We start from the raw sequence: 24,018 nt of genomic DNA, 5'->3' as shown, positions 1-24,018 counted from the left end.
GCTATGTCAGAATATTAGAGTGAATCCACGCTTAGATTTGTAAGCGTTTGCCATTTGTTTGATTTTGTGATGTAATTAACATAATCAAAAACTAAATAACAGGAGGAAACTACTTATGAAAGCAGTTGTTGTAAATCCAGAGGGAACCAATGTCCAACTCATCGAAAATAAAGAAATGCTTCCTCTTGAAACAGGGGAAGCTCTCGTTGATATCGAATACTGTGGTGTCTGCCATACTGATTTGCACGTCGCACATGGTGACTTTGGCAAGGTACCGGGTCGCGTTCTTGGGAATGAAGGTATCGGTATTGTCAAAGAAATCGCTCCAGATGTAAAAAGTCTCACAGTCGGAGACCGCGTCAGTGTCGCTTGGTTCTTTGAAGGCTGCGGCGCTTGTGAATACTGTACAACTGGCCGCGAAACCCTTTGCCGTACAGTAAAAAATGCTGGTTATTCTGTTGATGGTGGGATGGCAGAGCAATGTATCGTAACAGCTGATTATGCAGTCAAAGTTCCAGAAGGACTAGATCCTGCCCAAGCTTCTTCTATCACCTGTGCCGGCGTAACTACCTACAAGGCAATCAAAGAAGCCCAGCTGCAGCCAGGCCAATGGACAGTTATTTTTGGAGCAGGTGGTTTGGGTAACCTAGCGGTTCAATACGCCAAGAAAGTCTTTAATGCCCATGTTGTCGCTGTTGATATCAACAATGATAAACTAGCTTTGGCCAAAGAAGTTGGTGCTGATATCGTCATCAACGGCCATGAAGTTGAAGATGTTGCTGCTCTTATCCAAGAAAAAACTGGCGGTGCGCATTCTGCAGTAGTAACAGCTGTTTCTAAAGTTGCCTTCAACCAAGCTGTTGATTCTGTTCGTGCTGGCGGTCGGGTAGTTGCCGTTGGATTGCCATCTGAAATGATGGACCTCAGTATTGTCAAAACCGTTTTAGATGGCATCCAAGTCATCGGTTCCCTAGTTGGTACTCGCAAGGACTTGGAAGAAGCCTTCCAGTTTGGTGCTGAAGGATTGGTGGTTCCTGTCGTTCAAAAACGCCCTGTTTCAGATGCAGTGGATGTCTTTGATGAAATGGAAGCGGGTACCATTCAGGGACGTATGGTACTTGACTTCACACACTAATCCTTTAAAACATGTTAATCCCAACATTTACCAAACTTTTGGAAACTTATGATAGACAGGCTTGATATTATTTAGAAACTTTTGCCATTATAGAGGGAGACTAAAGACATAAGATGCGATTTTCTGTCTTTGGTCCTCCTCTTTCTTTTTTGATAAATAAACACTTTCTCAAACAAAATTCTCTTCTGTCATTTCAAAAGTCTCTTCTGTCATTTCAAAAATCTCTTTCATATTATTTCAATATTTTTCATATATTAATCTATTATATTTTCTATTTTCCTAATTTATTAAAACATTTCTATAGCTAAGGTTTGCTTGTACCTATATTTATCAGGTTTTCAGCAAATACTGACATTTTTGAAAGAAAAAGTCGTTTTTAGGAACAAACGCTTGCATTTTTCATGAAAACGTTTTATAATAAACTTGCCTTAAAGTTTTCTTAAAACTTAAGTCAAACATTTTATAAGGAGGAATGTCAATAATGAGTATCGGAATCATTATTGCTAGCCACGGTGAATTTGCTGCTGGTATTCATCAATCAGGTTCTATGATTTTCGGTGAGCAGGAAAAAGTACAAGTTGTAACTTTCATGCCCAACGAAGGACCAGATGATCTCTATGCAAAGTTCAATGATGCTGTGGCTTCGTTTGATGTGGACGATGAAGTGTTGGTCTTGGCTGACCTTTGGAGTGGCTCTCCATTCAACCAAGCTAGCCGTGTCATGGGTGAAAATCCAGACCGCAAGTTCGCTATCATTACAGGCTTGAACCTGCCTATGCTGATTCAAGCTTATACAGAAAGGATGATGGATGCCAACGCCGGCGTTGAAGCTGTTGTTGCTAACATCATCAAAGAAGCCAAGGAAGGAGTCAAAGCTCTGCCTGAAGAGCTGAATCCTGTTGCTGAAGAAGCAAATGCTCCTGCTGCAGCTGCTCCAGTTGCCCAAGCAGCAATCCCTGAAGGGACTGTAATCGGTGACGGCAAGCTCAAAATCAACCTTGCCCGAATCGACACACGCTTGCTGCACGGTCAGGTAGCAACAGCTTGGACGCCAGATTCAAAAGCAGATCGTATTATCGTTGCTTCTGACTCAGTAGCTCAAGATGAACTTCGTAAAGAATTGATTAAGCAAGCTGCACCAGGTAATGTCAAAGCCAATGTAGTCCCAATCGACAAATTGATTGCTGTTTCAAAAGACCCTCGCTTTGGCAACACACATGCCTTGATTCTGTTTGAAACTCCTCAAGACGCCCTTCGTGCTGTTGAAGGCGGTGTGCCAATCAAGACCCTTAATGTTGGTTCCATGGCTCACTCAACTGGTAAAACGATGGTCAACAACGTACTTTCAATGGACAAGGAAGACGTTGCTACTTATGAAAAGCTGCGTGACCTTGGCGTTGAATTCGACGTACGTAAAGTACCAAATGACTCTAAAAAAGATTTGTTTGATTTGATTAAGAAAGCCAACGTGCAGTAGAATCAAACGTTTTGCTTTTATTAATTTACGAAAGGATTTAGAACATGTCTATTATTTCTATGGTTTTAGTAGTCTTTGTTGCCTTCTTAGCTGGTCTAGAAGGTATCTTGGACCAATTCCAATTCCACCAACCGCTGGTTGCTTGTACCTTGATTGGACTGGTAACTGGTAATTTGGCTGCTGGTGTTATGCTGGGTGGATCTCTCCAGCTGATTGCTCTTGGCTGGGCTAATATCGGAGCTGCTGTAGCACCTGATGCCGCCCTCGCTTCTGTTGCCGCTGCTATCATCATGGTACTGGGTGGAGACTTCTCAAGCAAAGGAATCGCTGTAGCACAAGGTGTTGCTATTCCACTTGCTGTTGCTGGTCTCTTCTTGACTATGATTGTCCGTACTTTGTCAGTCGGTTTGGTTCACGGTGCAGATGCTGCTGCGAAAAAAGGAGACATTAAAGGCGTTGAACGCGCTCACTTTATCGCTCTCTTCATGCAAGGAGCACGTATTGCTATCCCTGCAGCTCTTCTTTTGATGATTCCGGCTGAGTCTGTTAAATCTGCTCTTGAAGCTATGCCAGCTTGGCTATCAGAAGGTATGCAAATCGGTGGTGGTATGGTCGTAGCCGTTGGTTACGCCATGGTTATCAACATGATGGCAACTCGTGAAGTATGGCCATTCTTCGCGATTGGTTTCGCTTTGGCTGCTGTCAGCGAACTCACTCTGATCGCCCTCGGTGCAATTGGTGTCGCTATTGCCCTCATCTACCTTGCCTTGTCTAAAAAAGGCGGAAATGGTGGCGGCGGAGCAACAGCTTCATCTAACGATCCAATCGGCGACATCCTAGAAGACTACTAAGAAAGGAGATACACTATCATGACAGAATTAAATACTGTAAAACCTGATGAGTCAGGAAAATTGACTCTTTCAAAGGCTGACCGTCAAAAAGTTTGGTGGCGTTCTACTTTCTTGCAAGGTTCTTGGAACTACGAACGTATGCAAAACTTGGGCTGGGCTTATTCACTGATTCCAGCTATTAAGAAACTTTATACTAAAAAAGAAGATCAAGCTGCTGCTCTTGAGCGTCACTTGGAATTCTTCAACACTCACCCGTATGTTGCAGCTCCAATCATCGGAGTTACACTTGCACTTGAAGAAGAAAAAGCAAATGGTGCAGCAATTGACGATGCGGCTATCCAAGGGGTTAAAATCGGTATGATGGGACCTCTGGCTGGTATCGGAGACCCTGTCTTCTGGTTCACAGTTCGTCCTATCCTTGGAGCACTTGGGGCATCTCTTGCTTTGACTGGAAATATCATTGGTCCACTTATCTTCTTCTTAGCTTGGAATGCTATCCGGATGGCTTTCCTCTGGTACACACAAGAATTGGGCTACAAGGCTGGTTCTGAAATCACTAAAGACATGTCTGGTGGTATCCTCCAAGACATTACCAAAGGTGCTTCAATCCTAGGTATGTTTATCTTGGCTGTTCTGGTTGAGCGCTGGGTATCTATTAAGTTTGTCTTTAACGTTTCATCTGTTAAGCTGGATGATAAAGCATATATCCATTGGGACAAATTATCTAGTGGCTATAAGGGTATCCAAGAAGCCTTTGCTCAAGTAGGTCAAGGACTATCTCAAACCCCTGAAAAAGTTACAACTTTCCAACAAAACTTGGATTCCTTGATTCCTGGTTTGATGGGACTGCTTCTAACTTTCGCTTGTATGTGGTTGCTTAAGAAGAAAGTATCCCCTATCACTATCATCATCGCCCTCTTTGTAGTTGGTGTACTAGCTCACGTTGCTGGTTTGATGTAATCAAAAAGAAGGTTTCGGCCTTCTTTTTATTGTGGTATAATAGCTGTATTATCTAAAAGGGAGTTACTCTATGGCACAGTCACAAAACAAAACAGTTGAATTTAATACCACTGGCGTATCCTATCTTGGATTAGGCGGTAAGGTTGGGAAATTTTTAATCGGCGAGACTGCTCTGGAGTTTTACGCTGATGCCAATGTAGAAGATTATATCCAGCTGCCTTGGACTAGCATCACTGCTATCGGTGCTAATGTTTCTGGCAAGAAAGTCAGCCGCCACTTTGAAATCTGGACTGACAAAGGAAAGTTTCTCTTTGCCTCCAAAGACTCTGGTAAGATTCTCAAAATCGCGCGAGAACATATCGGCAACGACAAGGTCGTTAGATTGCCGACTCTGTTACAAAAAATTGCTGAAATCTTTAAGAAGAAAAAATAGGGTTGAAAAAGTTTCAACCTTATTTTTTATATTTTCGACTAAGATAAAAGCTGCTTGTATCAGCAAAATGGAGCTAGCACAAAAAATTGGAAAGTGAAACAGTCTGAGAATGCACTATTTCAGCCCCTTGAAATGATAGGGTGGGGTAAGATGACATTATCAATTCAAGACCGCATCATTAGATTTTTAAAAAGTATAAACATCAGCTAAATTTTTCTCGAAAGTCCATGTCTTGACACCTTCAACATCACGGGCATCTAGTTGTTTAAATCCGTTCTTTTTGTAAAAACGACAGTTGCTTTCTGTATGAGTAATCAAAGTAAGCCGGTGGCATTTCTCTTCTTTGGCAAGTGGCTCAAGTCCCTTTGAGATAAAAAGACCGCCAACTCCCTGTCCTTGATAATCAGGCAGCACACCCAGCAGTTCAAGATATAGAGTTGAAACACCCCTTTTCTTAGCTTCTTTACTCCCCTCCCCAAAGACTTTTTGAAAGGCTAAAAGCTGGGGAATATATTGCCACATCCTCCATGCTCCTGCCCGCAAAAAAGAAAGTATACCGACAGGATGGCTACCGAGCTTATGAATAGTAGCGACCGCCATAAGACGCCCGTCCACTTCAGCAAGCAGGCAAATATGATGACGCATCGCCGCCTTAACCATAACTGCATGCAATCTATTTAGAAAATCAATATAAGACCAGCTGCTGCCAAAGAGAGGACGGAATTTTTCTCTGTAGACCTCATGCTCCGCAAAAGCAGCAGTTAAAACCGAGACCGCAGCAGCAAGATCCCTTTCATCTGCTCTTCTAAAACGAATCATGATAGCTACCTCCTCAAATCTTTTCTGCTAATTTTTCTAAAAAAGCTTGACGTTTTTCAGCTGTAGACTGAGAAATATTCTCGAAATTCAACCAACGGCGCTGTCTAGCACCGATAGACTTAAAGGTATGGCCCAACATGGCTTTCTTGACGACATCACCACAGAAATACTTAAGATAGAAGGTCGGTGCTGCAGAGGTAGTAATAGCCAATACCTCTTTAATATTGGTCAAACGACCAACTAACTGGCGAGTCTTCGTCTCCTCGTAAATCTTATTTTTCAAAAAGACCTTATCTTCAAAGCCCTTGACAATAGCTGGCATATCCGCCCACCAGATAGGAAAAATCATGATAAGGCGGTCACAGGACGCAAGAGCTTCCTGATATTTTAAAACCAGCGGGTCTAGTGCCTGACCTTTATTAAAAAGTGCTAGCTCTTCCTTGGTATAGACAGGATTAAAACCATCTTCATAGAGATCGATCAGTTCATAGGTCTGACCTTTCTTCTCCAACAAGTCCTGAACCTGCTCTAAAATAGCATGGTTAAAGCTTTTATCATAGGGATGTGCATAAACAATGAGATTTTTACTCATATTTGTAACCTCCTAGTAAATCATTGAACATTGAGCGATAGACTTCCTCATCAAAAGGCTCCAAACCTTTGGCAATAAAACGCCCATAGCCTGTGATGAAGGTGTCCAGCTTGAGCAAAAGAATCTTTTTCTCTTTCTGACTCTCAATAGGCAGCTGATCCAGATAAACCACTGTCTTATTCCCGATTTCCAGAAGCTCACCTTTCCGGTAAGCCTCTGTCGCCACAGGGCTGAAAAAGAGAAAATCCATCATCTGACTGTTGGTCTCATATTCCGATAAAAGAAAAAGTCCTATCTGCCAAATGCAATCCAAAGGATCAGACACTCCGTCTAAATACTGTTCCTCTAAACGTTTAATCTGCCTCTGGTTTTCCAAAAGACAGACCTGATAATAAAGATCCTCCTTATTCTCAAAAGCCTTGTAAAAAGCACCAGTCGTAACCCCCAGCAGAGATGCCAGTTTTCTCAGGGGGATATTCTGATAGCCATACTCTCTGATAAGCTGGCTTGCCTTCTCAATCATACGGTCGCGCGTTGTTTGTTTTACCATAAGAACTCCTTTAGATAACTATGTTACCTTTATCTAAAGATAACATAGTTATCTTTTTCTGTCAAGATTTTTCCTATCCTAGGATTTACATTTTCCGGAAAATCCTGTATAATAGTCGAAACGGATAAGTACTATTGGGCACTTTTCAGAAAGTCTGCGGCGGCTGTGAGCAGATAGGGAGAAAATAGGAAATTCTACCGTTAGTTTTAAAAATGAATAATTAAGCAAGTGCACTTTTGTGAAGTTGGATGGAACCGCGGCTCTGCCGCTCCAACAGTTTCATAAAGTGCTTTTTATTTTTGGAGGTACCTATGTTAGATTTAAAACGCATCCGTACAGATTTTGATTCTGTCGCTGAAAAATTAGCTACGCGAGGTGTTGACGCTGCTACCCTTAACCAAATGAAAACCATCGACAAAGAACGTCGGGATTTATTGGTCAAGGTCGAAGAACTCAAGGCTGAGCGCAATACTGTTTCTGCTGAAATTGCTCAAGCTAAACGCAACAAAGAAAATGCTGATGACAAGATTGCTGCTATGCAAAAACTTTCTGCTGAAGTCAAGAACTTAGACGCAACCTTGGCTGAGCTGGATGCTAAGTTGACTGAGTTCACTACCACTCTGCCTAACATCCCGCACGAAAGTGTTCCTGTCGGAGCAGATGAGGACGAAAACGTCGAAGTCCGTCGCTGGGGGACACCGCGCCAATTTGACTTTGAAGCTAAAGCTCACTGGGATTTGGGTGAAGATCTGGACATCTTAGACTGGGAGCGTGGGGCAAAAGTTACTGGTGCTCGCTTCCTCTTCTATAAGGGCTTGGGAGCAAGACTTGAGCGTGCTATCTACAATTTTATGCTGGACGAGCATGGCAAAGAAGGCTACACAGAAGTCATCACTCCCTACATGGTCAACCATGATTCTATGTTTGGAACAGGGCAATATCCTAAATTCAAAGAAGATACGTTTGAGCTAAGCGATACCAACTTCGTTCTGATTCCGACTGCTGAAGTTCCACTGACCAACTACTACCGAGACGAAATTTTAGACGGCAAAGAATTGCCAATCTACTTCACAGCTATGAGCCCATCATTCCGCTCTGAAGCTGGATCTGCTGGTCGTGACACGCGCGGTCTCATCCGTCTGCACCAATTCCACAAGGTTGAAATGGTGAAATTTGCCAAGCCAGAAGAATCTTATGCGGAGCTGGAAAAGATGACTACCAATGCCGAAAATATCCTGCAAAAGCTGAATCTGCCTTACCGCGTTGTAGCACTCTGTACTGGAGATATGGGCTTCTCGGCCGCTAAGACCTACGACTTGGAAGTTTGGATTCCTGCTCAGAACACCTACCGTGAAATCTCTAGTTGCTCTAACACAGAAGATTTCCAAGCTCGTCGAGCTCAAATCCGCTACCGTGACGAAGCAGATGGCAAGGTCAAACTCCTTCATACTCTCAACGGTTCTGGACTGGCTGTCGGACGCACAGTAGCAGCTATCTTAGAAAATTACCAAAACGAAGATGGCTCTGTGACTATCCCAGAGGTTCTGCGCCCATACATGGGTGGATTAGAAGCTATAGCTCCAAAATAAAAATCAGATTATCCCGATACTTTACCTGTATCATTAGGTCTAAGTTCAGACTTATTTTGCTAAAATAAAAAAATCCGAGATCAACTCAGAGAAAATCAAAAACAGAGTTTCAAAGAGTATCATCTCGGATTTTTTGTTATCTTTCTGGCTCGCAATGAGACCGCAAAGTAAAAACAAACATAGAGGACGATTACGAAAGCTAGCAGAGCTTCTGCATGACTTAGCCAAACAAGCCAGGTCCAACCTAGATAATCAAGTCCCAGTCTCAGAGCAAAAGCTGTATTGACAAGAGGAAAGGTCAAAGCTGACCAGCTAAGCTGAGGCCCCAGTCGAAAAACACGAGGTAAAAGACATAGGACCAAGAGATAAAAGACCTGCGATAAGAGGAGCAGCAAGGCAACAAACCAACCTTCAGCATCAGCACCAGCCAGACGGATATAGCTTCCCAGCAGGAGCGAGAAAGGCGCACAGTAAATGGCCCACTGCGGCTTTAAAGCATCAGGCAACCTTTGTGACCGTCTAACCTTGTAAAACAAGGGATAGAGAATCAAACTCAGTAGCAGAGCAAAAAACCAAGCCAAATAGCCCAAAAGCGGCTGATGAACTACACCCTGGGTCAAGCTTGCCATGGCCAAGCCAACATAGAGAACCGTCCAGCTCGGGGTTAAAGATAATCCCTCGGCCTTAAGCACATACTTCCAAGTAAAGTTAGCTATTAGAAAAATATGCAGCAGCAAGGCCATGTACCAAAGCAGCTGCCCCACCCAAAATAAGCCAAGCTTGCTTAGGTAAGAAGCTAAGAGCATACTAGCCATTGGATAAGTCGCAAAACTCGATAAGAAAGGAGCCTTTTGCAAATCTTGCCGATAGTCCGGAAATGACAGCACTAAAGCCAGTGTCAGATAAATCCAAAGTATCAAAGCCAGACCATTTAACAAGTGGAAAAAGATAGAATGGTAGTTCAGTAAAAGATTAGCCAAACCAAATAGGCCAAGAATCAACCCAGATAAGAGAATGGGCGGTCGTTTGCTGTTCACGAAGCAACTCCTTTATAGTAATGTTTTTAAGTTCCTTTTCAATGACAGTCAAACCTTTATTTGCCATCATTTCTATGAAACTTCTAAAATATGCCTCAGCTGGACTGCACTCGGTGAGACAATGGGAAGAAATGCTCCTTCGTTCCAACGGCGGATAAATCCAGAAGTCGAATTACTCAAATATCCTCTGCCTCCACTAGCCTGCAGCTCCAAGAGCAGACTTTGGGCTACCACATCAACTATATCAATTCGCAGCTGGAAGAGCTCCTTAGGACGCTCAACAAAATAACCAGGCTGGAGAAGACCTCTATAGAGCTGATCCTGGATCGCAGTCAGAGCAGCCACTTGCTCCTCCCACTCCTCTCTCAAAATAGAGCGGACTGACAGATTAGCTTCGACCTCCGCCAGCGATTTCTCCGCTAGGCCAAGAGCCAGACCAAACTGATAACCTAGAAAAGCTGGGCGATTTTCTGCCAAAAAGGCCTGGGCATCTTGTGCAAGAATCCATTCCTCTTGCAAAGGCACATAATTAAAAGTCAGGGCAGCTGTATTTCCCCCTTGCAAGGATACAAACTCTAAATCCGCTGAACGGGAGAAATTCTCTGCGTCAGATGGCACAGCTAGAACCATCGGCTGGCGGCTCCCGTCTTCGAAACCGGCAACAAATATGCTGAGGAAGCGATCCGCGCGAGCATTGGTTACCCAAGGCAGACGTCCCTTGAGATAAAGCTGTCCGTCTTCCTCCACAATAGACACATTTAACTCTTCTAAGTCCGACAGGAATTTAACAGCATTGGACAGGGCTGTCGCACCTGCATATTCCCCTGACAAGAGCCCTTCCAAATAGTGGTCTCTAAAGTAGGGATTAGGAGATTTTAAAATGTTATCAATAAAGGTCCTTTGCCCCCAAGAGATAAAGGAAGCGGTCAAAGAATGGTGAGCCAGCTCCTTGAGCACTTCAATCACATCCGTATCATTGCCACCTTGACCTCCCAGCTCTTCTGGAACGCCAACCCGAAAGGCTCCTTCAGCAGCGATACGCTCAATCAATTGGTTACCCGCTGCGCAGGATTCTTTGTCAATTTGATCAGCGTGATCATCCAACCAGTTGATAAACTCTTCTGAAAAAAAAGTCATTTGCCACCTCCTCAAAGACTAGGCATAAGGCTGCAATTCTGGATTAATTGGCGTGTTGGCCAGATTATTGGCATAATTGCAGAGGGTCGCAAGGCTAACACCCAAAACTACATCCAGAGCATTCTCATGCGTATAGCCCGCTTCTAGGAAGTCTGCCAAGGCTTCATCTCCGACTCGTCCCTTGGTATTGATGACAGCAATGGTAAATTTAGCAAGCGTATCTAGCTTCGGATCTGTATCAATCGGAGTACGATTGCGCAGAGCCTCCAAAAGATCATCATTCATTTGAATCTGCTTGATTGAAAAGGCTGTATGACCCGCTACACAGAAAGCACAGCCATTAGTAACTGCAGCTGTTATCTGCACTACTTCACGCTCAGTCGGTGTCAGGCTGTTACGGCGGTTGATGGCTCCAACCGTCCGATACGTTTCCAAAGCAGTTGGCGCATTGGCCAAAAGGCCGATAAGATTGGGAATATAGCCACCGTTATCTTTTTGAACAGTTTCCAAGACTTCTTTTACCTCAGCTGGTGCGGACTCAATCGTGTGGATAGTAAATTCTGACATATGAAACCTCATTTCTTTTAATTAGAAACTATCTTAACATAGGACCAATAGCTTGTATAATATATATTTTATATAAGTCCTATAAAGAGAATATAATGCGATTTTTCAAACCAAAATATATTACCCTCGTAAAGTTGCTCAACATCAATTCCAAACAAGAATCCGAAACGAGAAAAAGAAGCCTTTGGGCTTCGATTTTTTAATATTTCCTGAATCGCTGGTAGCGATTTTCCAATAATTGCTCCAAGGGTAGCTGAGACAGACTATCCAACTCCGTTGCGATTTCTTCTTTCACTGCAGCCAGTAATTCATGGTTGTTAAAGCCTCTTTCAGGAATAACCTTATCTACCACTTCCATCTGCAAGAGCTCATGTGAAGTAATTTTCATCAACTCTGCAGCTTCCATAGCGCGGCTGCCGTCTTTCCAGAGGATGGAAGCAAAGCCTTCTGGACTGAGAACTGCATACATAGAGTTTTCCAGCATCCAGACCTTGTCTGCTACAGCCAAAGCCAAGGCACCACCAGAGCCACCCTCACCAATGATGGTGGCAATAATCGGCACTTTGAGATTGCTCATTTCCATCAAGTTACGGGCAATGGCTTCCCCTTGGCCACGCTCCTCAGCACCGACACCAGGATAAGCACCTGCCGTATTAATAAAAGTTACCACAGGACGGCCAAATTTTTCCGCCTGCTTCATGAGGCGCAGAGCCTTGCGGTAGCCTTCTGGATGCGGCTGACCAAAGTTTCGGCGCAGATTATCCTGCAAATTGCGTCCCTTTTGAATACCGACCACCGTTACAGGCTGACCGTTTAGCGTCCCAATACCGCCAATCACCGCACCGTCATCTCGAAAAGAGCGATCTCCATGCAGCTCGACGAAATTATCAAAAATTCCTTGTGCAAAATCCAGCGCAGTCAAACGAGCCTGATCACGCGCTTCTTTAATAATCCGAGTGATTTTTGTCATGCTTGACCTCCATGGAATGCTAATAAGGTAGCAAGTGTATCTCTCATGTCACCACGCTTGACGATGGCATCTACAAAACCATGCTCCATGAGAAATTCAGCCTTTTGAAAATCATCTGGCAGCTTCTCACGGACTGTGGATTCAATGACCCGACGCCCGGCAAACCCAACAAGAGCCTGAGTTTCAGCCAGAATAATATCGCCTTCCATGGCAAAAGAAGCTGTGACACCACCAGTTGTCGGATCTGTCAAGACAGTCAAATAGAAGAGTCCTGCAGCAGAGTGCCGCTGAACAGCCGCTGAAACCTTAGCCATCTGCATCAAGCTCATAATGCCCTCCTGCATGCGGGCACCGCCAGAAGCCGTAAACAGAACGACTGGCAATTTATGCTCTGTTGCATACTCAAAGAGACGGGTAATTTTTTCACCCACAACTGTCCCCATAGAAGCCATGATAAAGTTTGAATCCATGATTCCAAGCGCCGTTTTATGCCCCTTGATACTAGCTGTTCCAGTCAGAACTGCCTCATCTAAGCCTGTCTTCTCTCGGGTAAGAGCCAATTTTTCTTGATAATTAGGGAAGTTCAGAGGATCCTTGGTTTCAATTCCAGTGAACATCTCCTTAAAACTGTTCTCATCCACAGTTAGATTTAAGCGCTCATGAGCAGAAATACGGAAATTATAGCCACAGTTAGGACACACACTGTCATTCCCAAGATCTTTTTGGTAAATGGTATGCTTACAACCTGGGCATTTCGAAAAGAGTTCGTCTGGTACCTCAGGCTTTGCTTGAGGCTTTTCCCGACTCGCTCGATTAGGATTGATACGGATATATTTATCCTTCTTTGAAAACAAAGCCATCGTTTACGTCTTCTCCTTTTCAAGATTTTATACTCAGGCACATCAAACAGCAAGAGCCGCCGTCTTTTTAGTTTACAGAGCAGCTCTTACATGTCTCATCTATTGTTTCTCTTGATAAGCCGGAAGGAACTTCTCCATGAGAAAGGCTGTGTCATAATCACCAGCAATTACATTAGAATCTGAGATTAAGTCCAGTTGAAAGCCGCTGTTGGTCACAACACCGTCAATTTCTAGTTCATAGAGTGCACGTTGCATCTTCATCAGAGCATCGAAGCGATTTTCCCCATGAACAATTATCTTCGCAATCATGCTATCGTAGTAAGGGGGGATGGTGTAGCCAGGATAGACGGCTGAATCCACGCGCAGCCCCACTCCACCGCTTGGCAGATAAACATTTGAAATCTTACCAGGACTCGGCGCAAAGTTAAAAGCTGGATTTTCAGCATTGATCCGACACTCAATCGCATGCCCTCGGATTTCAACATCATCCTGACTGAAGGACAGTTCTTGACCGTTTGCAATCTTGATTTGCTCTTTTACAATATCCACACCAGTAACAAACTCGGTCACTGGATGCTCAACCTGCACCCGAGTGTTCATCTCCATAAAGTAGAATTCACCCTTGGCTTCATCAAGCAGAAACTCAATTGTACCAGCATTTTCATAGCCGACAGACTGAGCAGCCCGAACAGCTGCTTCACCAATCTGCTGACGCAGGGTTTTCCCAATCGCCACAGACGGACTTTCTTCCAGCACTTTCTGATTATTACGCTGCAAAGAGCAATCCCGCTCGCCCAAGTGGACGACATGTCCCTGCTGATCTGCCAAAATCTGCACTTCAATATGGCGCGCTGGATAGATGACTCGCTCCATATACATGGCACCATTACCAAAGGCTGCTTTTGCTTCGCTAGAAGCAGACTCAAAGGCCGCTACTAAATCCTCAGCCTTTTCAACCTTACGAATGCCCTTGCCGCCGCCGCCAGCAGAAGCTTTAAGCATGACTGGATAACCAATTTTCTCGGCGACTTCCAAGGCTTCTTCAGAGGTATGAACTTCTCCATCAGATCCTGGGATGACCGGCACTTTCGCCTTAATCATCTGAGCCCGAGCATTAATCTTGTCCCCCATCAAGTCCATCACAGCACCTGAAGGTCCAATAAACTTAATGCCGACTTCTTCGCACATGGTCGCAAATTTAGAGTTTTCGCTCAAAAAACCAAAACCAGGATGAATGGCTTCTGCACCTGTCAGAACAGCAGCAGACAGAACTGCGTTCATATTTAGATAAGAATCAGTGGACTTGGCTGGACCGATACAGACTGCCTCATCAGCCAGTAAGGTATGGAGTGCTTCCTTGTCAGCCGTTGAATAGACAGCTACCGTATCAATTCCCAACTCGCGGGCTGCACGAATAATTCTGACCGCAATTTCCCCACGGTTAGCAATTAAAATTTTACGAAACATGGTGAAAGCTCCTTTTATCTACTGGCCAATCGCAAAGGTCAAGGTACCGCTGGCTGCAAGTTTTCCATCAACTTCTGCTTTCGCCTCTACAACCGCAATCGTTCCGCGGCGCTTGACAAACTTAGCTGTCATAATCAGTTGATCACCTGGTACAACTTGCTTCTTGAACTTAACCTTGTCCATGCCAGCATAGAAGACCAGTTTGCCCTTATTTTCTTCTTTGGACAATTCCAGCACGCCGGCTGTTTGAGCCAGAGCTTCCATGATCAAGACACCTGGCATAACAGGATACTGAGGAAAATGCCCGTTAAAGAAAGGCTCATTGACTGTCACATTTTTCAGAGCAACAATCTCATCTTCGCTAACTTCCAAAACACGATCCACCAAAAGCATTGGGTAGCGATGCGGAAGTGCTTCTTTTATTGCATTGATATCAATCATTTGATGCGTACCAGCCCTTTCCCAAATTCAACCATTTCTTCATTCTGAACCAGAATTTCTGTAACCAGACCATCTTTAGGTGCTGGAACTTCATTCATGACCTTCATTGCTTCAATAATCATCAGGGTTTGACCTTTTTTAACTTGGTCTCCAACAGATACAAAAGGCGGCTTATCTGGACCTGCTGCCAAGTAAGCCACACCAACCAAAGGGCTTTCCACAACATCACCTTCAGCAGCAGGTGCCGGAGCTTCTGAAGCTGTTTCTGGCTCTGCAGGCGGAGCTGCTTGAGGAGTTGGCTCAATCACAGGCGCACTCGCAGCCTGCAAAGGTGCAGCAATTGGAGCAGCGCTGGCTGTTGGAACTGCAGCCTGACCCTCATTCTTACTAAAAGTCAGCTCATCGCTCTGATTTTTGTAAGAAAACTCACGCAGACTAGACTGGTCAAACTGCGCCATTAAATCTTTAATTTCGTTGATATTCATAGGTTTTTAAGCCTCCCAGCGTTTAAAGGCAAGAACTGCATTGTGGCCGCCAAAGCCAAATGTATTGGAAATCGCATAAGGGATTTCCTGTTCCTTACCTTGACCGTAAATAACGTTGGCTTCAATATAGTCTGGCAGCTCTGTTGTACCAGCTGTTTTTGGCACATAGCTATGACGCATTGCTTCAATCGTCGCAATAGCCTCAACCGCGCCCGCTGCACCGAGCAAGTGTCCTGTAAAGGATTTAGTTGAAGACACCGCTACATCTTTACCAAAGACAGAAACAATGGCTCCGCTTTCACCTTTTTCGTTAGCAGGGGTCGATGTACCGTGAGCATTGACATAAGCCACATCTTTTGGCTCAATTTCAGCTTCTTCAACCGCTTGTTTGATCGCCTTGATAGCTCCCAAACCTTCTGGATGCGGAGAAGTCATATGGTAAGCGTCACAAGTATGACCGTATCCTACCACCTCAGCCAAGATAGTAGCTCCGCGTTTCTCAGCATGTTCCAAACTTTCCAGAACCAGCATACCAGAACCTTCACCCATGACAAAGCCATTGCGGTCCTTATCAAAAGGAATAGAAGCGCGCTTAGGATCTTCTGTGGTAGAAAGAGCAGTCAGGGCTTGGAAACCAGCAATCGCAAATGGTGTAATAGAAGCTTCTGAACCACCGACCAGCATTACATCTTGATAGCCAAATTTAATTGAGCGGAAAGCTTCACCAATCGCATCGTTTGCTGAGGCACAGGCTGTATTGACCGACTTACAGATACCATTGGCTCCAAAGCGCATAGCCACATTTCCTGCCCCCATATTTGGCAGGGCTTTTGGCAAGGTCAAAGGTTTGATACGTTTAGGACCTTTTTCATGCAAGCGAACAACCTGCTCTTCAATTTCCTGAATCCCGCCGATACCTGAGGCCACAATGACACCAAAGCGATCCTTATCCAGCGTATCTACATCTAAGTGAGCATTATTCACCGCTTCTTGAGAGGCATAAAGCGCATAAAGAGTGTAATTATCATAACGGTTGGTATCCTTTTTGACAAAATATTTATCAAATGGAAAATCCTGAATTTCCGCCGCATTGTGAACACTGTATTCACTATGATCAAATTTAGTAATTGGACCGATTCCAATATTGCCTTCTTTTAAATTATTCCAGAATTCTTCTGGAGTATTCCCGATAGGTGAAGTTAAACCGTATCCTGTTACAACAACTCGATTAAGTTTCATATTGAGCTCCTTTATTTAGATGAATCAACTGATTTTCTACTCGTTAATATTCAAAAACTGTGACTTACTGCATAGTAAAGCCGCCATCAATCGTGATGACTTGACCCGTCAGATATTCTTGACCCGCCAAGAAGAGAGCAACATCTGCTACTTCTTCTGGAGTACCAAAACGCTTCATTGGAATGAGTGCCAGAGACGCCGCCTTTACTTTTTCTGGAAGCACATCTGTCATATCAGATGCGATAAAGCCAGGGGCAATACAGTTGACACGGATATTACGCGCTGCTACTTCACGGGCAACTGATTTAGAAAAACCAATCAAACCAGCCTTGGAAGCTGCATAGTTAGCCTGACCGACATTCCCTGCCAGACCAACGACACTTGACAAACTGATGATAGCACCCTGACGAGCTTTTGTCATCGGTTTCAAGACTGATTGCGTCATATTGAATGCCCCAGTAAGATTCACTTTCAGCACCTGCTCAAAATCTTCTTCCGTCATTTTCAGCATGAGCTTATCACGTGTAATACCAGCGTTATTGATCAATACATCAACAGATCCCAAAGCCGCAACGGCTTCTTCTACCATTCGCTGGGCATCTTCAGCTTTGGAAACATCTCCAATAACAGTTACAACTTTCCCAGAATAGCCGGCAAATCCAGCCAAAACATCATCAGAAATCTCCGCTAGTCCGTTTAAGATGATATTGGCACCAACACTAGCAAATTTATGCGCAATTGCCAATCCAATTCCGCGAGCGGACCCAGTAATTAATACATTCTTGTTTTGTAATTCCATGATGATTCCTCATTATTTTTCTAGAAGAGCATTTAAACTTTCTACATCTTCAACTTGGCGGACATCCGCAGACTTATCAATTTTCTTAATAAAACCAGACAGAACTTTGCCAGGACCAATTTCGACAAACTCAGTCACACCAGCTTCCTGCATTTTAGCAATGCTGTCATAGAAACGCACTGGCTCCATTACCTGACGAGTCAAAAGCTCTTTGACTCTCTCTTTTTCCATCACAGTTGCTTCTGTATTTCCGACTAATGGCCGTACAAAATCTGAAAACTCAACTGTTTCCAAGACTTCTGCCAATCGCTCGCTGGCTGGCTTTAAAAGCGCTGTATGGAACGGTCCAGATACATTGAGTGGGATTAAGCGCTTGACACCAGCAGCTTTCAAAAGCTCCACTGCCTTGTCCACTGCTGCCACTTCTCCGCCGATAACGATTTGACTAGGCGTATTATAGTTAGCTGGTGAGACTACACCAATAGCACTTGCTTCTTGACAGACCGCTTCAATGAGAGAAACTTCTGCATTTAAAACTGCGACCATTTTCCCAGAGCCAGCTGGAGCTGCCTCTTCCATGAAGCTACCCCGCTTAGCGACCAAGCCCACTGCCGTCTTAAAATCAAGAGCGCCCGCAGCTACCAAGGCAGAATATTCTCCAAGTGAGAGACCTGCTACCATATCAGGCTCGATTCCCTTATCAGCCAAGAGCCGATAAATAGCTACTGAAGTCGTTAAAATAGCCGGTTGCGTGTAACGAGTTTGATTGAGTTTTTCCTCATTCTGATCGATCAAAGCTCGGACATCATAGCCTAGAACTTGGCTAGCCTCATCAAAACTTGACCTCACAAGCTCATACTGATCATAAAGCTCACGCCCCATTCCAAGGTACTGCGCTCCCTGACCGGCGAAGAGAAAGGCTCTTTTAGTCATTTCTAGTTACCCCTGCCCAACGTTTTGCTTCCTGCTGAATCTTCTCAGCAGCACCATAATAGATATCTTTGAGGATTTCTTCGACTGTTTCTTCCTTACTGATTAAACCAGCAATTTGACCAGACATGACGGAACCATTTTCCACATCTCCGCGAACAACCGCATTGGCCAAAGCACCAGCACCCAGATTTTCAAAAACAGTCAAATCTGGATTTTCTTGCTTGAAGGCTTCTTTTTCTGCCTTTTCAAAATCACGTGTCAACTTATTCTTGATAGCACGAACCGCATGACCGAAATGCTGGGCAGAGATAGTTGTATCAATATCGCGAGCCTTCAAAATCATGTCCTTGTAGTTCTGATGAGCATTGGATTCCTTAGCGACGACAAAGCGAGTTCCGACCTGAACGGCCTCCGCTCCTAGCATAAATCCAGCCGCAGCCCCAGCACCATCTGCAATACCACCTGCAGCAATAACCGGAATGCTGACTGCTTCTGCAACCTGACGAACCAAGGACATGGTAGTCAATTTTCCGATGTGACCACCGGCTTCCATACCTTCTGCGATGACTGCATCCGCACCGATTTTTTCCATTCGCTTAGCCAAAGCCACGCTTGGAACTACAGGGATAACTGTAATCCCCGCTTCATGGAAACGAGCCATGTGCTTGCTTGGATTACCTGCACCAGTTGTTACTACTTTTACTCCCTCTTCGATGACCAGATCAACAATGTCGTCTGCAAAAGGAGACAGGAGCATGATATTAACACCGAAAGGACGGTCTGTCAAAGACTTAATCTTGTCAATATTTGCCTTTACTACTTCCTTGGGTGCATTTCCGCCACCGATGATACCAAGACCGCCAGCTTTTGAAACCGCGCCAGCCAAGTCACCGTCAGCAACCCAGGCCATTCCGCCTTGGAAAATTGGATAATCAATATTCAATAATTCTGTAATACGTGTTTGCATAATACCTTCCTTTTATCATTGCTTAAGTAATAGCTTGATTTCAAACTACCACACGCTAAATGTATTTTCTTTACTTTGACAGTCAAACTATTACCTAAACAAGAGAGAATATCTTTCGATACTCTCAGTTACTTGCTTATTTAGTTTTTTCTTCTACATAAGCAACCAAATCACCAACTGTGTTCAAACCTTCTTCAGTTTCGATTTGGATGTCAAATGCATCTTCAATTTCTGAAATCACTTGGAACAAGTCCAATGAATCTGCTTCAAGATCATCGAAAGTTGACTCAAGAGTAACTTCTGATGGCTCTTTGCCAAGTTCTTCAACGATAATTTCTTGTACTTTTTCAAATACTGCCATGGATAGACTCCTTTAAAAAATATATTTTTTATCTATGTGTTTCCACATGATTAACTAAATTGTAACAATAAGCGTGCCCCATGTCAAACCTCCACCGAAACCTGACATCAAAATTGTCTGATTTCCGTTCAGTTTGATTAGTCCTTGCTCGACACACTCAGATAATAAAATCGGGATGCTAGCTGCGCTAGTATTGCCATATTCCATCATGTTGGCTGGAAGTTTCTCCCGCGCAACACCAAGCTTCTTAGCCATTTTATCCAAAATACGGATATTGGCCTGATGCAGCAACAGAAAATCCAAATCTTCCGCTGAAAGCTGACTGCTTTCAATAGTCTCCTTGATAGAACGAGCAACATCACGAATAGCAAAGTCGAAAATAGCTCTACCGTCCATTGTCAGATAAGGCTGATTCTCACCTTTTTCAGAAAAAGGTGAAGACAAACCAATTTTTCCGCAGGTCAGACTATCTCCGCGAGATCCGTCCGTAAATTGACTTTCTGCCAAAAAATGCTGTTCTGAAGCACTTTCCAACAGTACACCGCCAGCTCCATCTCCAAAGAGAACCGCTGTTGAACGATCCGACCAATCTACAGTCTTAGAAAGCGTCTCACTTCCTATGACTAGACCTTTTTGATAACGGCCTGAAGAAATAAATTTTTCCCCAGTAGATAGTGCGAAGATAAAGCCACTGCAGGCCGCCGTCAGATCAAAGGCAAATGCATTCTTAGCCCCAATATTGGCCTGTACTCTCGCAGCAGCTGAAGGCATTAAAGAATCCGGCGTAATAGTGGCAACAATGATAAAGTCTAGGTCCTGAGCAGAAATTCCTGACTTTTGCAGCAAATTCTCTGCTACTTTTGTAGCTAAATCACTGGTCGTTTCATCTGACGATAAATGGCGGTTTTTAATCCCAGTTCGACTTGAAATCCACTCATCACTGGTATCCATAATCTCGGCTAGATCATCATTGCTGACAACCTGACGGGGAGCATAATGAGCCACCTGGCTAATCTTAGCATAGTTCATTATTTCAAATCCTCTAGGAAACTATATAAATTTTGCAGGCCCTTTTGCATCACTTGTCTCTCTTCTGGACTCATCCCATCCACTACCTGCATGACCATGCGATTGTGGAATCGCTTGTGAAGACGATACAAAAGCCGCCCATTCTTTGTCAAATTTAGATGCACCACACGACGGTCAACTTCCGACCGACGCCGCTCAATATACCCCTTACGCTCCAGATTATTCAAACTGGTCGTAACAGTTCCCAAAGTAACCATCAATTCTCGTGATATATCGCTTGGAGTAGCATTTGGGGTTGTGCCGATGACATCTATTGTATGCATTTCCTTAATGGAGACATCGTTGAAGCGACTGCTTCTTAGGCTCGATTCTTCAATAACCAAGACATTATTGAAAATAGACGTTAAGTAATCATTTACTAACTGAAAATTCAAAACCAACCCTCCTTAAGAAAATACTTTGACAATCAAATTTTATCAGATAGAAAAGTAATTTGCAAGCTTTTTTGAAAATTAATTTGATTTTCAAATATTTTTGTAAACAACTTGCAAAATAAGCAAACTTGAACCAGTACATTATTTACCTGTGAAGTTTGGGCGACGTTTCTCAGAGTAAGCCCGAACTCCCTCTTTGAAATCTTCTGTGAAAGCCAGCGATTTCTGCAGTTCCAACTCTAGCTCTGCATACTCAGACCAGCCACTGAACAGACTCTTCCAGACCATTTCTTTCATGGCTCTGTAAGAATTTAGAGAGCCACGTTTCAGCTTCTTCAACAACTGTTCCGTTGTTTTTTCCAACTTTTCTGCTTCACAGACTTTATAAAGCAAGCCGTAATCCAGAGCTTTCTCTGCAGTCAGAGCTTCCCCAGTCATAACCAGATGGGTCGCCCGAGTCACCCCGATAGCACGAGTCAGTAAGTAAAGACCACCAGCATCTGGCGCCAGACCAACACCGACAAAGGCTTGAATGAAACGGGATTTTTCAGTCGCAATACAGAAATCTGCTGCAACGACCATATTGGCAGCCGCACCAGCAACAGGACCATCAACACTCATGATGACAGGCTTAGGAAGACGTTTCATAGCAAAAGAAATATCATTCACCAATTCAGCGATTTTCACCAAGGATTGGACATCATCATCACTGACTGCTCTCTGCATCTCAGCCAAGTCTCCACCCACTGAAAAAACCTTTCCATTCGCATTGATAACTAAAAATTTGACGGACTCATCCTTAGCAGCAAGTTCAATAGCCTCTAAAATTTCCTCACACATAGGAATATTAAAGCCATTTGAAACTTCAGGACGATTGAAAGTAATCGTCGCTACCTCATCTGCTACATGATAGAGAATTCCATTAAATGTCATTTCAGCTCCATTCCCGACCCGATCTCAAATCAGCCGTTTTATTTTATTCTTAAATAATTTGATATTCAAATTATACACAACTTATATTTTATCATAAAATATAAAAGAAAGGAAATAAAAAATGGGTAAAAATTAGATAGCATTCTGATGTTAAAAGATATTAGCAATAATTTTGGTAAAAATAGTATAAAAACAGCGTTTGAATAATTTTCAGAATTTTGTTATAATTTTTAAAATAAGATAGGAGAACCAATGAAAGTTGTAAAATTTGGTGGAAGTTCACTTGCTTCTGCGACTCAATTAGAAAAAGTATTAAACATTGTCAAATCTGATCCTGAACGTCGATTTGTTGTAGTATCAGCGCCAGGAAAACGCCATGATGACGATATCAAAGTAACCGATGCCCTGATTAAATATTACCGAGAGTACATTGCAGGAAATGATGTCACACCTAACCAACAGTGGATTATCAATCGCTATGCAGATATGGTTGCAGAATTAGGTTTGAAACCAAAAGTGCTAGAAAAAATTTCCAAAAGCATCACAAGCCTTGCAACCCTGCCAATTGAAGATAATGCATTTCTTTATGATACTTTTCTTGCAGCAGGAGAAAACAACAACGCCAAATTAATTGCAGCTTATTTCAGTCAAAATGGCATTCCAGCTAGCTACGTTCATCCGAGAGAAGCAGGACTCGTCGTTTCCAGTGAGCCTGGCAATGCAAGAATTCTTCCTTCCAGCTATGATAAGATTGAAGAACTCAACAATTCTGATGAAGTTCTAGTTATCCCTGGTTTCTTTGGTGTTACTCAAGATGGCCAAATCTGTACTTTCTCCCGTGGTGGTTCTGACATAACAGGTTCTATCATTGCTGCAGGCGTCAAAGCAGATATTTATGAAAACTTTACTGATGTTGATGGGATCTTTGCTGCCCATCCCGGCATCGTTCACAAGCCACATTCCATTCCCGAGCTAACCTATCGTGAAATGCGTGAATTAGCCTACGCTGGCTTTACCGTTCTCCATGACGAGGCTCTGCTTCCAGCTTACCGCGGTAAAATCCCGCTGGTTATTAAAAATACCAACAACCCAAAACATCCAGGTACTCAAATTGTCCATAAACACAGTAAGGACCATCTCCCGGTCGTTGGGATTGCTGGAGATGCAGGATTTGTCAGCATTAACATGTCCAAGTACCTGATGAACAGAGAAATCGGCTTTGGTAGACGCGTCCTTCAAATTCTAGAAGATTTGAATATTGGTTGGGAGCACATGCCTACAGGAATCGACGACCTCTCTATTATCTTGCGCGAGCGCGAATTAACTCCTATCAAAGAGGAAGAAATCCTTCGCCAGCTTGTTCAAAAAGCAGAGGTTGATCATGCAGAAATCGAACACGACCTTTCCATTATTATGATTGTTGGCGAAAAAATGAAGAGTCATATCGGGGTTACAGCCACTGCAACCAAAGCTCTTTCAGAAAACAACATCAACATTCAAATGATGTCCCAAGGTTCAAGCGAAGTATCTATCATGTTTGTTGTTGAAAAAAATCAAGAAAAAGCCGCTATTCGTGCACTTTACCGAGCTTTCTTTGAACCCCAAACTCTGGAGTAGGACCAGACCTAGAAACCATTTTTATCAAACAAAATCTAATCAAAAAAGCAGAAACTAGTCACTGACTAACTTCTGCTTTTTTTATTCAACTATAAAGAATACAAAGTCAAACTTTAGAATACACTAAAATAAGACTATAGAATACCTTGTCTCCAGTATACTCCATCACTAAAAATAAAAAGAGGTAAAAAACCTCTTTGAAACTCCGCCAGTAGGACTCGAACCTACGACATCATGATTAACAGTCATGCGCTACTACCAACTGAGCTATGGCGGATAAACGCTAAGCGACTTCCATATCTCACAGGGGGCAACCCCCAACTACTTCCGGCGTTC

26 protein-coding genes and 1 tRNA gene are annotated in these 24,018 nt (G+C 43.5%); 7 read left to right on the top strand and 20 right to left on the bottom strand.

Annotation, left to right across the window (positions count from 1 at the left end; genetic code table 11):
- The first annotated feature begins 115 nt into the window (after window positions 1-115).
- From adhP to QZ169_RS05395, 5 genes are all read left to right on the top strand, one after another.
- Window positions 116-1,135, top strand: coding sequence for an alcohol dehydrogenase AdhP (adhP, locus tag QZ169_RS05415; RefSeq protein ID WP_295505210.1), 1,020 nt, complete (start codon window positions 116-118; stop codon window positions 1,133-1,135).
- Window positions 1,136-1,616: 481 nt separating this feature from the next.
- Window positions 1,617-2,612 (top strand): PTS sugar transporter subunit IIB, encoded by a 996-nt coding sequence (locus tag QZ169_RS05410; protein ID WP_295505209.1) that lies wholly within the window; start codon window positions 1,617-1,619, stop codon window positions 2,610-2,612.
- A gap of 44 nt (window positions 2,613-2,656) precedes the next feature.
- Window positions 2,657-3,463 carry a PTS mannose/fructose/sorbose transporter subunit IIC gene (locus QZ169_RS05405; RefSeq protein ID WP_002893578.1) on the top strand — a complete coding sequence of 269 codons (807 nt, stop codon included), beginning with the start codon at window positions 2,657-2,659 and terminating at the stop codon, window positions 3,461-3,463.
- A gap of 18 nt (window positions 3,464-3,481) precedes the next feature.
- The gene (locus tag QZ169_RS05400; RefSeq protein ID WP_002893579.1) at window positions 3,482-4,423 is read left to right on the top strand and encodes a PTS system mannose/fructose/sorbose family transporter subunit IID; all 942 of its coding nucleotides are present in this window, start codon (window positions 3,482-3,484) and stop codon (window positions 4,421-4,423) included.
- 70 nt (window positions 4,424-4,493) lie between these two features.
- Window positions 4,494-4,856, top strand: coding sequence for a DUF956 family protein (locus QZ169_RS05395; RefSeq protein WP_002908107.1), 363 nt, complete (start codon window positions 4,494-4,496; stop codon window positions 4,854-4,856).
- Window positions 4,857-5,042: 186 nt separating this feature from the next.
- Here QZ169_RS05395 and QZ169_RS05390 read toward each other — a convergent pair whose 3' ends face one another.
- The 3 genes from QZ169_RS05390 to QZ169_RS05380 are packed head-to-tail and all read right to left on the bottom strand — an operon-like array spanning window position 5,043 to window position 6,817.
- Window positions 5,043-5,675 carry a GNAT family N-acetyltransferase gene (locus tag QZ169_RS05390; protein ID WP_004185511.1) on the bottom strand — a complete coding sequence of 211 codons (633 nt, stop codon included), beginning with the start codon at window positions 5,673-5,675 and terminating at the stop codon, window positions 5,043-5,045.
- A 13-nt stretch (window positions 5,676-5,688) separates the two neighbouring features.
- Window positions 5,689-6,267, bottom strand: a complete 579-nt coding sequence (locus tag QZ169_RS05385; RefSeq protein WP_295505208.1) for an NAD(P)H-dependent oxidoreductase — start codon at window positions 6,265-6,267, stop codon at window positions 5,689-5,691.
- Window positions 6,260-6,817, bottom strand: a complete 558-nt coding sequence (locus QZ169_RS05380; protein WP_295505207.1) for a TetR/AcrR family transcriptional regulator — start codon at window positions 6,815-6,817, stop codon at window positions 6,260-6,262. The genes QZ169_RS05385 and QZ169_RS05380 overlap by 8 nt, the downstream gene beginning before the upstream one ends.
- Before the next feature lie 311 nt (window positions 6,818-7,128).
- Between QZ169_RS05380 and serS the strand changes: the two genes are divergently transcribed.
- Window positions 7,129-8,406: a serine--tRNA ligase gene (gene serS / locus QZ169_RS05375; protein ID WP_295505206.1), complete on the top strand. Its 1,278-nt coding sequence runs from the start codon at window positions 7,129-7,131 to the stop codon at window positions 8,404-8,406.
- 119 nt (window positions 8,407-8,525) lie between these two features.
- On the opposite strand, the gene QZ169_RS05370 is transcribed toward serS, so the two are convergent.
- From QZ169_RS05370 to QZ169_RS05295, 16 genes are all read right to left on the bottom strand, one after another.
- A complete protein-coding gene (locus tag QZ169_RS05370) occupies window positions 8,526-9,443 on the bottom strand; it encodes a TDT family transporter (protein WP_295505205.1) in 918 nt (305 codons plus the stop codon).
- A 72-nt stretch (window positions 9,444-9,515) separates the two neighbouring features.
- Window positions 9,516-10,580: an acyl-CoA dehydrogenase family protein gene (locus QZ169_RS05365; RefSeq protein ID WP_295505204.1), complete on the bottom strand. Its 1,065-nt coding sequence runs from the start codon at window positions 10,578-10,580 to the stop codon at window positions 9,516-9,518.
- A gap of 18 nt (window positions 10,581-10,598) precedes the next feature.
- The gene (locus QZ169_RS05360) at window positions 10,599-11,147 is read right to left on the bottom strand and encodes a carboxymuconolactone decarboxylase family protein (RefSeq protein ID WP_009659051.1); all 549 of its coding nucleotides are present in this window, start codon (window positions 11,145-11,147) and stop codon (window positions 10,599-10,601) included.
- A gap of 199 nt (window positions 11,148-11,346) precedes the next feature.
- Window positions 11,347-12,117, bottom strand: a complete 771-nt coding sequence (locus tag QZ169_RS05355) for an acetyl-CoA carboxylase carboxyl transferase subunit alpha (RefSeq protein ID WP_295505203.1) — start codon at window positions 12,115-12,117, stop codon at window positions 11,347-11,349.
- Window positions 12,114-12,977, bottom strand: a complete 864-nt coding sequence (accD, locus tag QZ169_RS05350; RefSeq protein WP_002911785.1) for an acetyl-CoA carboxylase, carboxyltransferase subunit beta — start codon at window positions 12,975-12,977, stop codon at window positions 12,114-12,116. Before accD ends, QZ169_RS05355 begins: the two co-directional genes overlap by 4 nt.
- A 99-nt stretch (window positions 12,978-13,076) precedes the next feature.
- Window positions 13,077-14,444 carry an acetyl-CoA carboxylase biotin carboxylase subunit gene (locus QZ169_RS05345; protein ID WP_125341574.1) on the bottom strand — a complete coding sequence of 456 codons (1,368 nt, stop codon included), beginning with the start codon at window positions 14,442-14,444 and terminating at the stop codon, window positions 13,077-13,079.
- A gap of 18 nt (window positions 14,445-14,462) precedes the next feature.
- Window positions 14,463-14,885, bottom strand: coding sequence for a 3-hydroxyacyl-ACP dehydratase FabZ (gene fabZ / locus QZ169_RS05340; RefSeq protein WP_002896886.1), 423 nt, complete (start codon window positions 14,883-14,885; stop codon window positions 14,463-14,465).
- Window positions 14,882-15,370, bottom strand: a complete 489-nt coding sequence (accB, locus tag QZ169_RS05335) for an acetyl-CoA carboxylase biotin carboxyl carrier protein (RefSeq protein ID WP_295505202.1) — start codon at window positions 15,368-15,370, stop codon at window positions 14,882-14,884. The genes fabZ and accB overlap by 4 nt, the downstream gene beginning before the upstream one ends.
- Before the next feature lie 6 nt (window positions 15,371-15,376).
- Window positions 15,377-16,609 carry a beta-ketoacyl-ACP synthase II gene (gene fabF / locus QZ169_RS05330; protein ID WP_002901177.1) on the bottom strand — a complete coding sequence of 411 codons (1,233 nt, stop codon included), beginning with the start codon at window positions 16,607-16,609 and terminating at the stop codon, window positions 15,377-15,379.
- Between the two features lie 64 nt (window positions 16,610-16,673).
- Window positions 16,674-17,408: a 3-oxoacyl-[acyl-carrier-protein] reductase gene (gene fabG, locus QZ169_RS05325; protein WP_295505201.1), complete on the bottom strand. Its 735-nt coding sequence runs from the start codon at window positions 17,406-17,408 to the stop codon at window positions 16,674-16,676.
- A gap of 12 nt (window positions 17,409-17,420) precedes the next feature.
- The gene (fabD, locus tag QZ169_RS05320; RefSeq protein WP_295505200.1) at window positions 17,421-18,341 is read right to left on the bottom strand and encodes an ACP S-malonyltransferase; all 921 of its coding nucleotides are present in this window, start codon (window positions 18,339-18,341) and stop codon (window positions 17,421-17,423) included.
- Complete coding sequence (gene fabK / locus QZ169_RS05315; protein ID WP_295505199.1) at window positions 18,334-19,308, bottom strand: enoyl-[acyl-carrier-protein] reductase FabK; 975 nt, start codon at window positions 19,306-19,308, stop codon at window positions 18,334-18,336. The genes fabD and fabK overlap by 8 nt, the downstream gene beginning before the upstream one ends.
- A gap of 136 nt (window positions 19,309-19,444) precedes the next feature.
- Window positions 19,445-19,669, bottom strand: a complete 225-nt coding sequence (locus QZ169_RS05310; protein ID WP_002893611.1) for an acyl carrier protein — start codon at window positions 19,667-19,669, stop codon at window positions 19,445-19,447.
- 54 nt (window positions 19,670-19,723) lie between these two features.
- Window positions 19,724-20,698, bottom strand: coding sequence for a beta-ketoacyl-ACP synthase III (locus QZ169_RS05305; protein WP_004192131.1), 975 nt, complete (start codon window positions 20,696-20,698; stop codon window positions 19,724-19,726).
- Window positions 20,698-21,132 (bottom strand): MarR family winged helix-turn-helix transcriptional regulator, encoded by a 435-nt coding sequence (locus tag QZ169_RS05300; protein WP_002901186.1) that lies wholly within the window; start codon window positions 21,130-21,132, stop codon window positions 20,698-20,700. Before QZ169_RS05300 ends, QZ169_RS05305 begins: the two co-directional genes overlap by 1 nt.
- Window positions 21,133-21,273: 141 nt before the next feature.
- A complete protein-coding gene (locus QZ169_RS05295; RefSeq protein ID WP_002908889.1) occupies window positions 21,274-22,065 on the bottom strand; it encodes an enoyl-CoA hydratase in 792 nt (263 codons plus the stop codon).
- A 252-nt stretch (window positions 22,066-22,317) separates the two neighbouring features.
- Between QZ169_RS05295 and QZ169_RS05290 the strand changes: the two genes are divergently transcribed.
- A complete protein-coding gene (locus tag QZ169_RS05290; RefSeq protein ID WP_295505198.1) occupies window positions 22,318-23,682 on the top strand; it encodes an aspartate kinase in 1,365 nt (454 codons plus the stop codon).
- A gap of 203 nt (window positions 23,683-23,885) precedes the next feature.
- Here the strand turns inward: QZ169_RS05290 and QZ169_RS05285 are convergent.
- A tRNA-Asn gene (locus QZ169_RS05285) sits at window positions 23,886-23,959 on the bottom strand.
- Between the last annotated feature and the right edge of the window lie 59 nt (window positions 23,960-24,018).

It is taken from the genome of uncultured Streptococcus sp. (assembly GCF_905372115.1).
Classification (GTDB): domain Bacteria; phylum Bacillota; class Bacilli; order Lactobacillales; family Streptococcaceae; genus Streptococcus.
The sequence above is the reverse complement of the archived record's forward strand: the minus strand, read 5'-3'. Positions and strand labels throughout refer to the sequence as shown.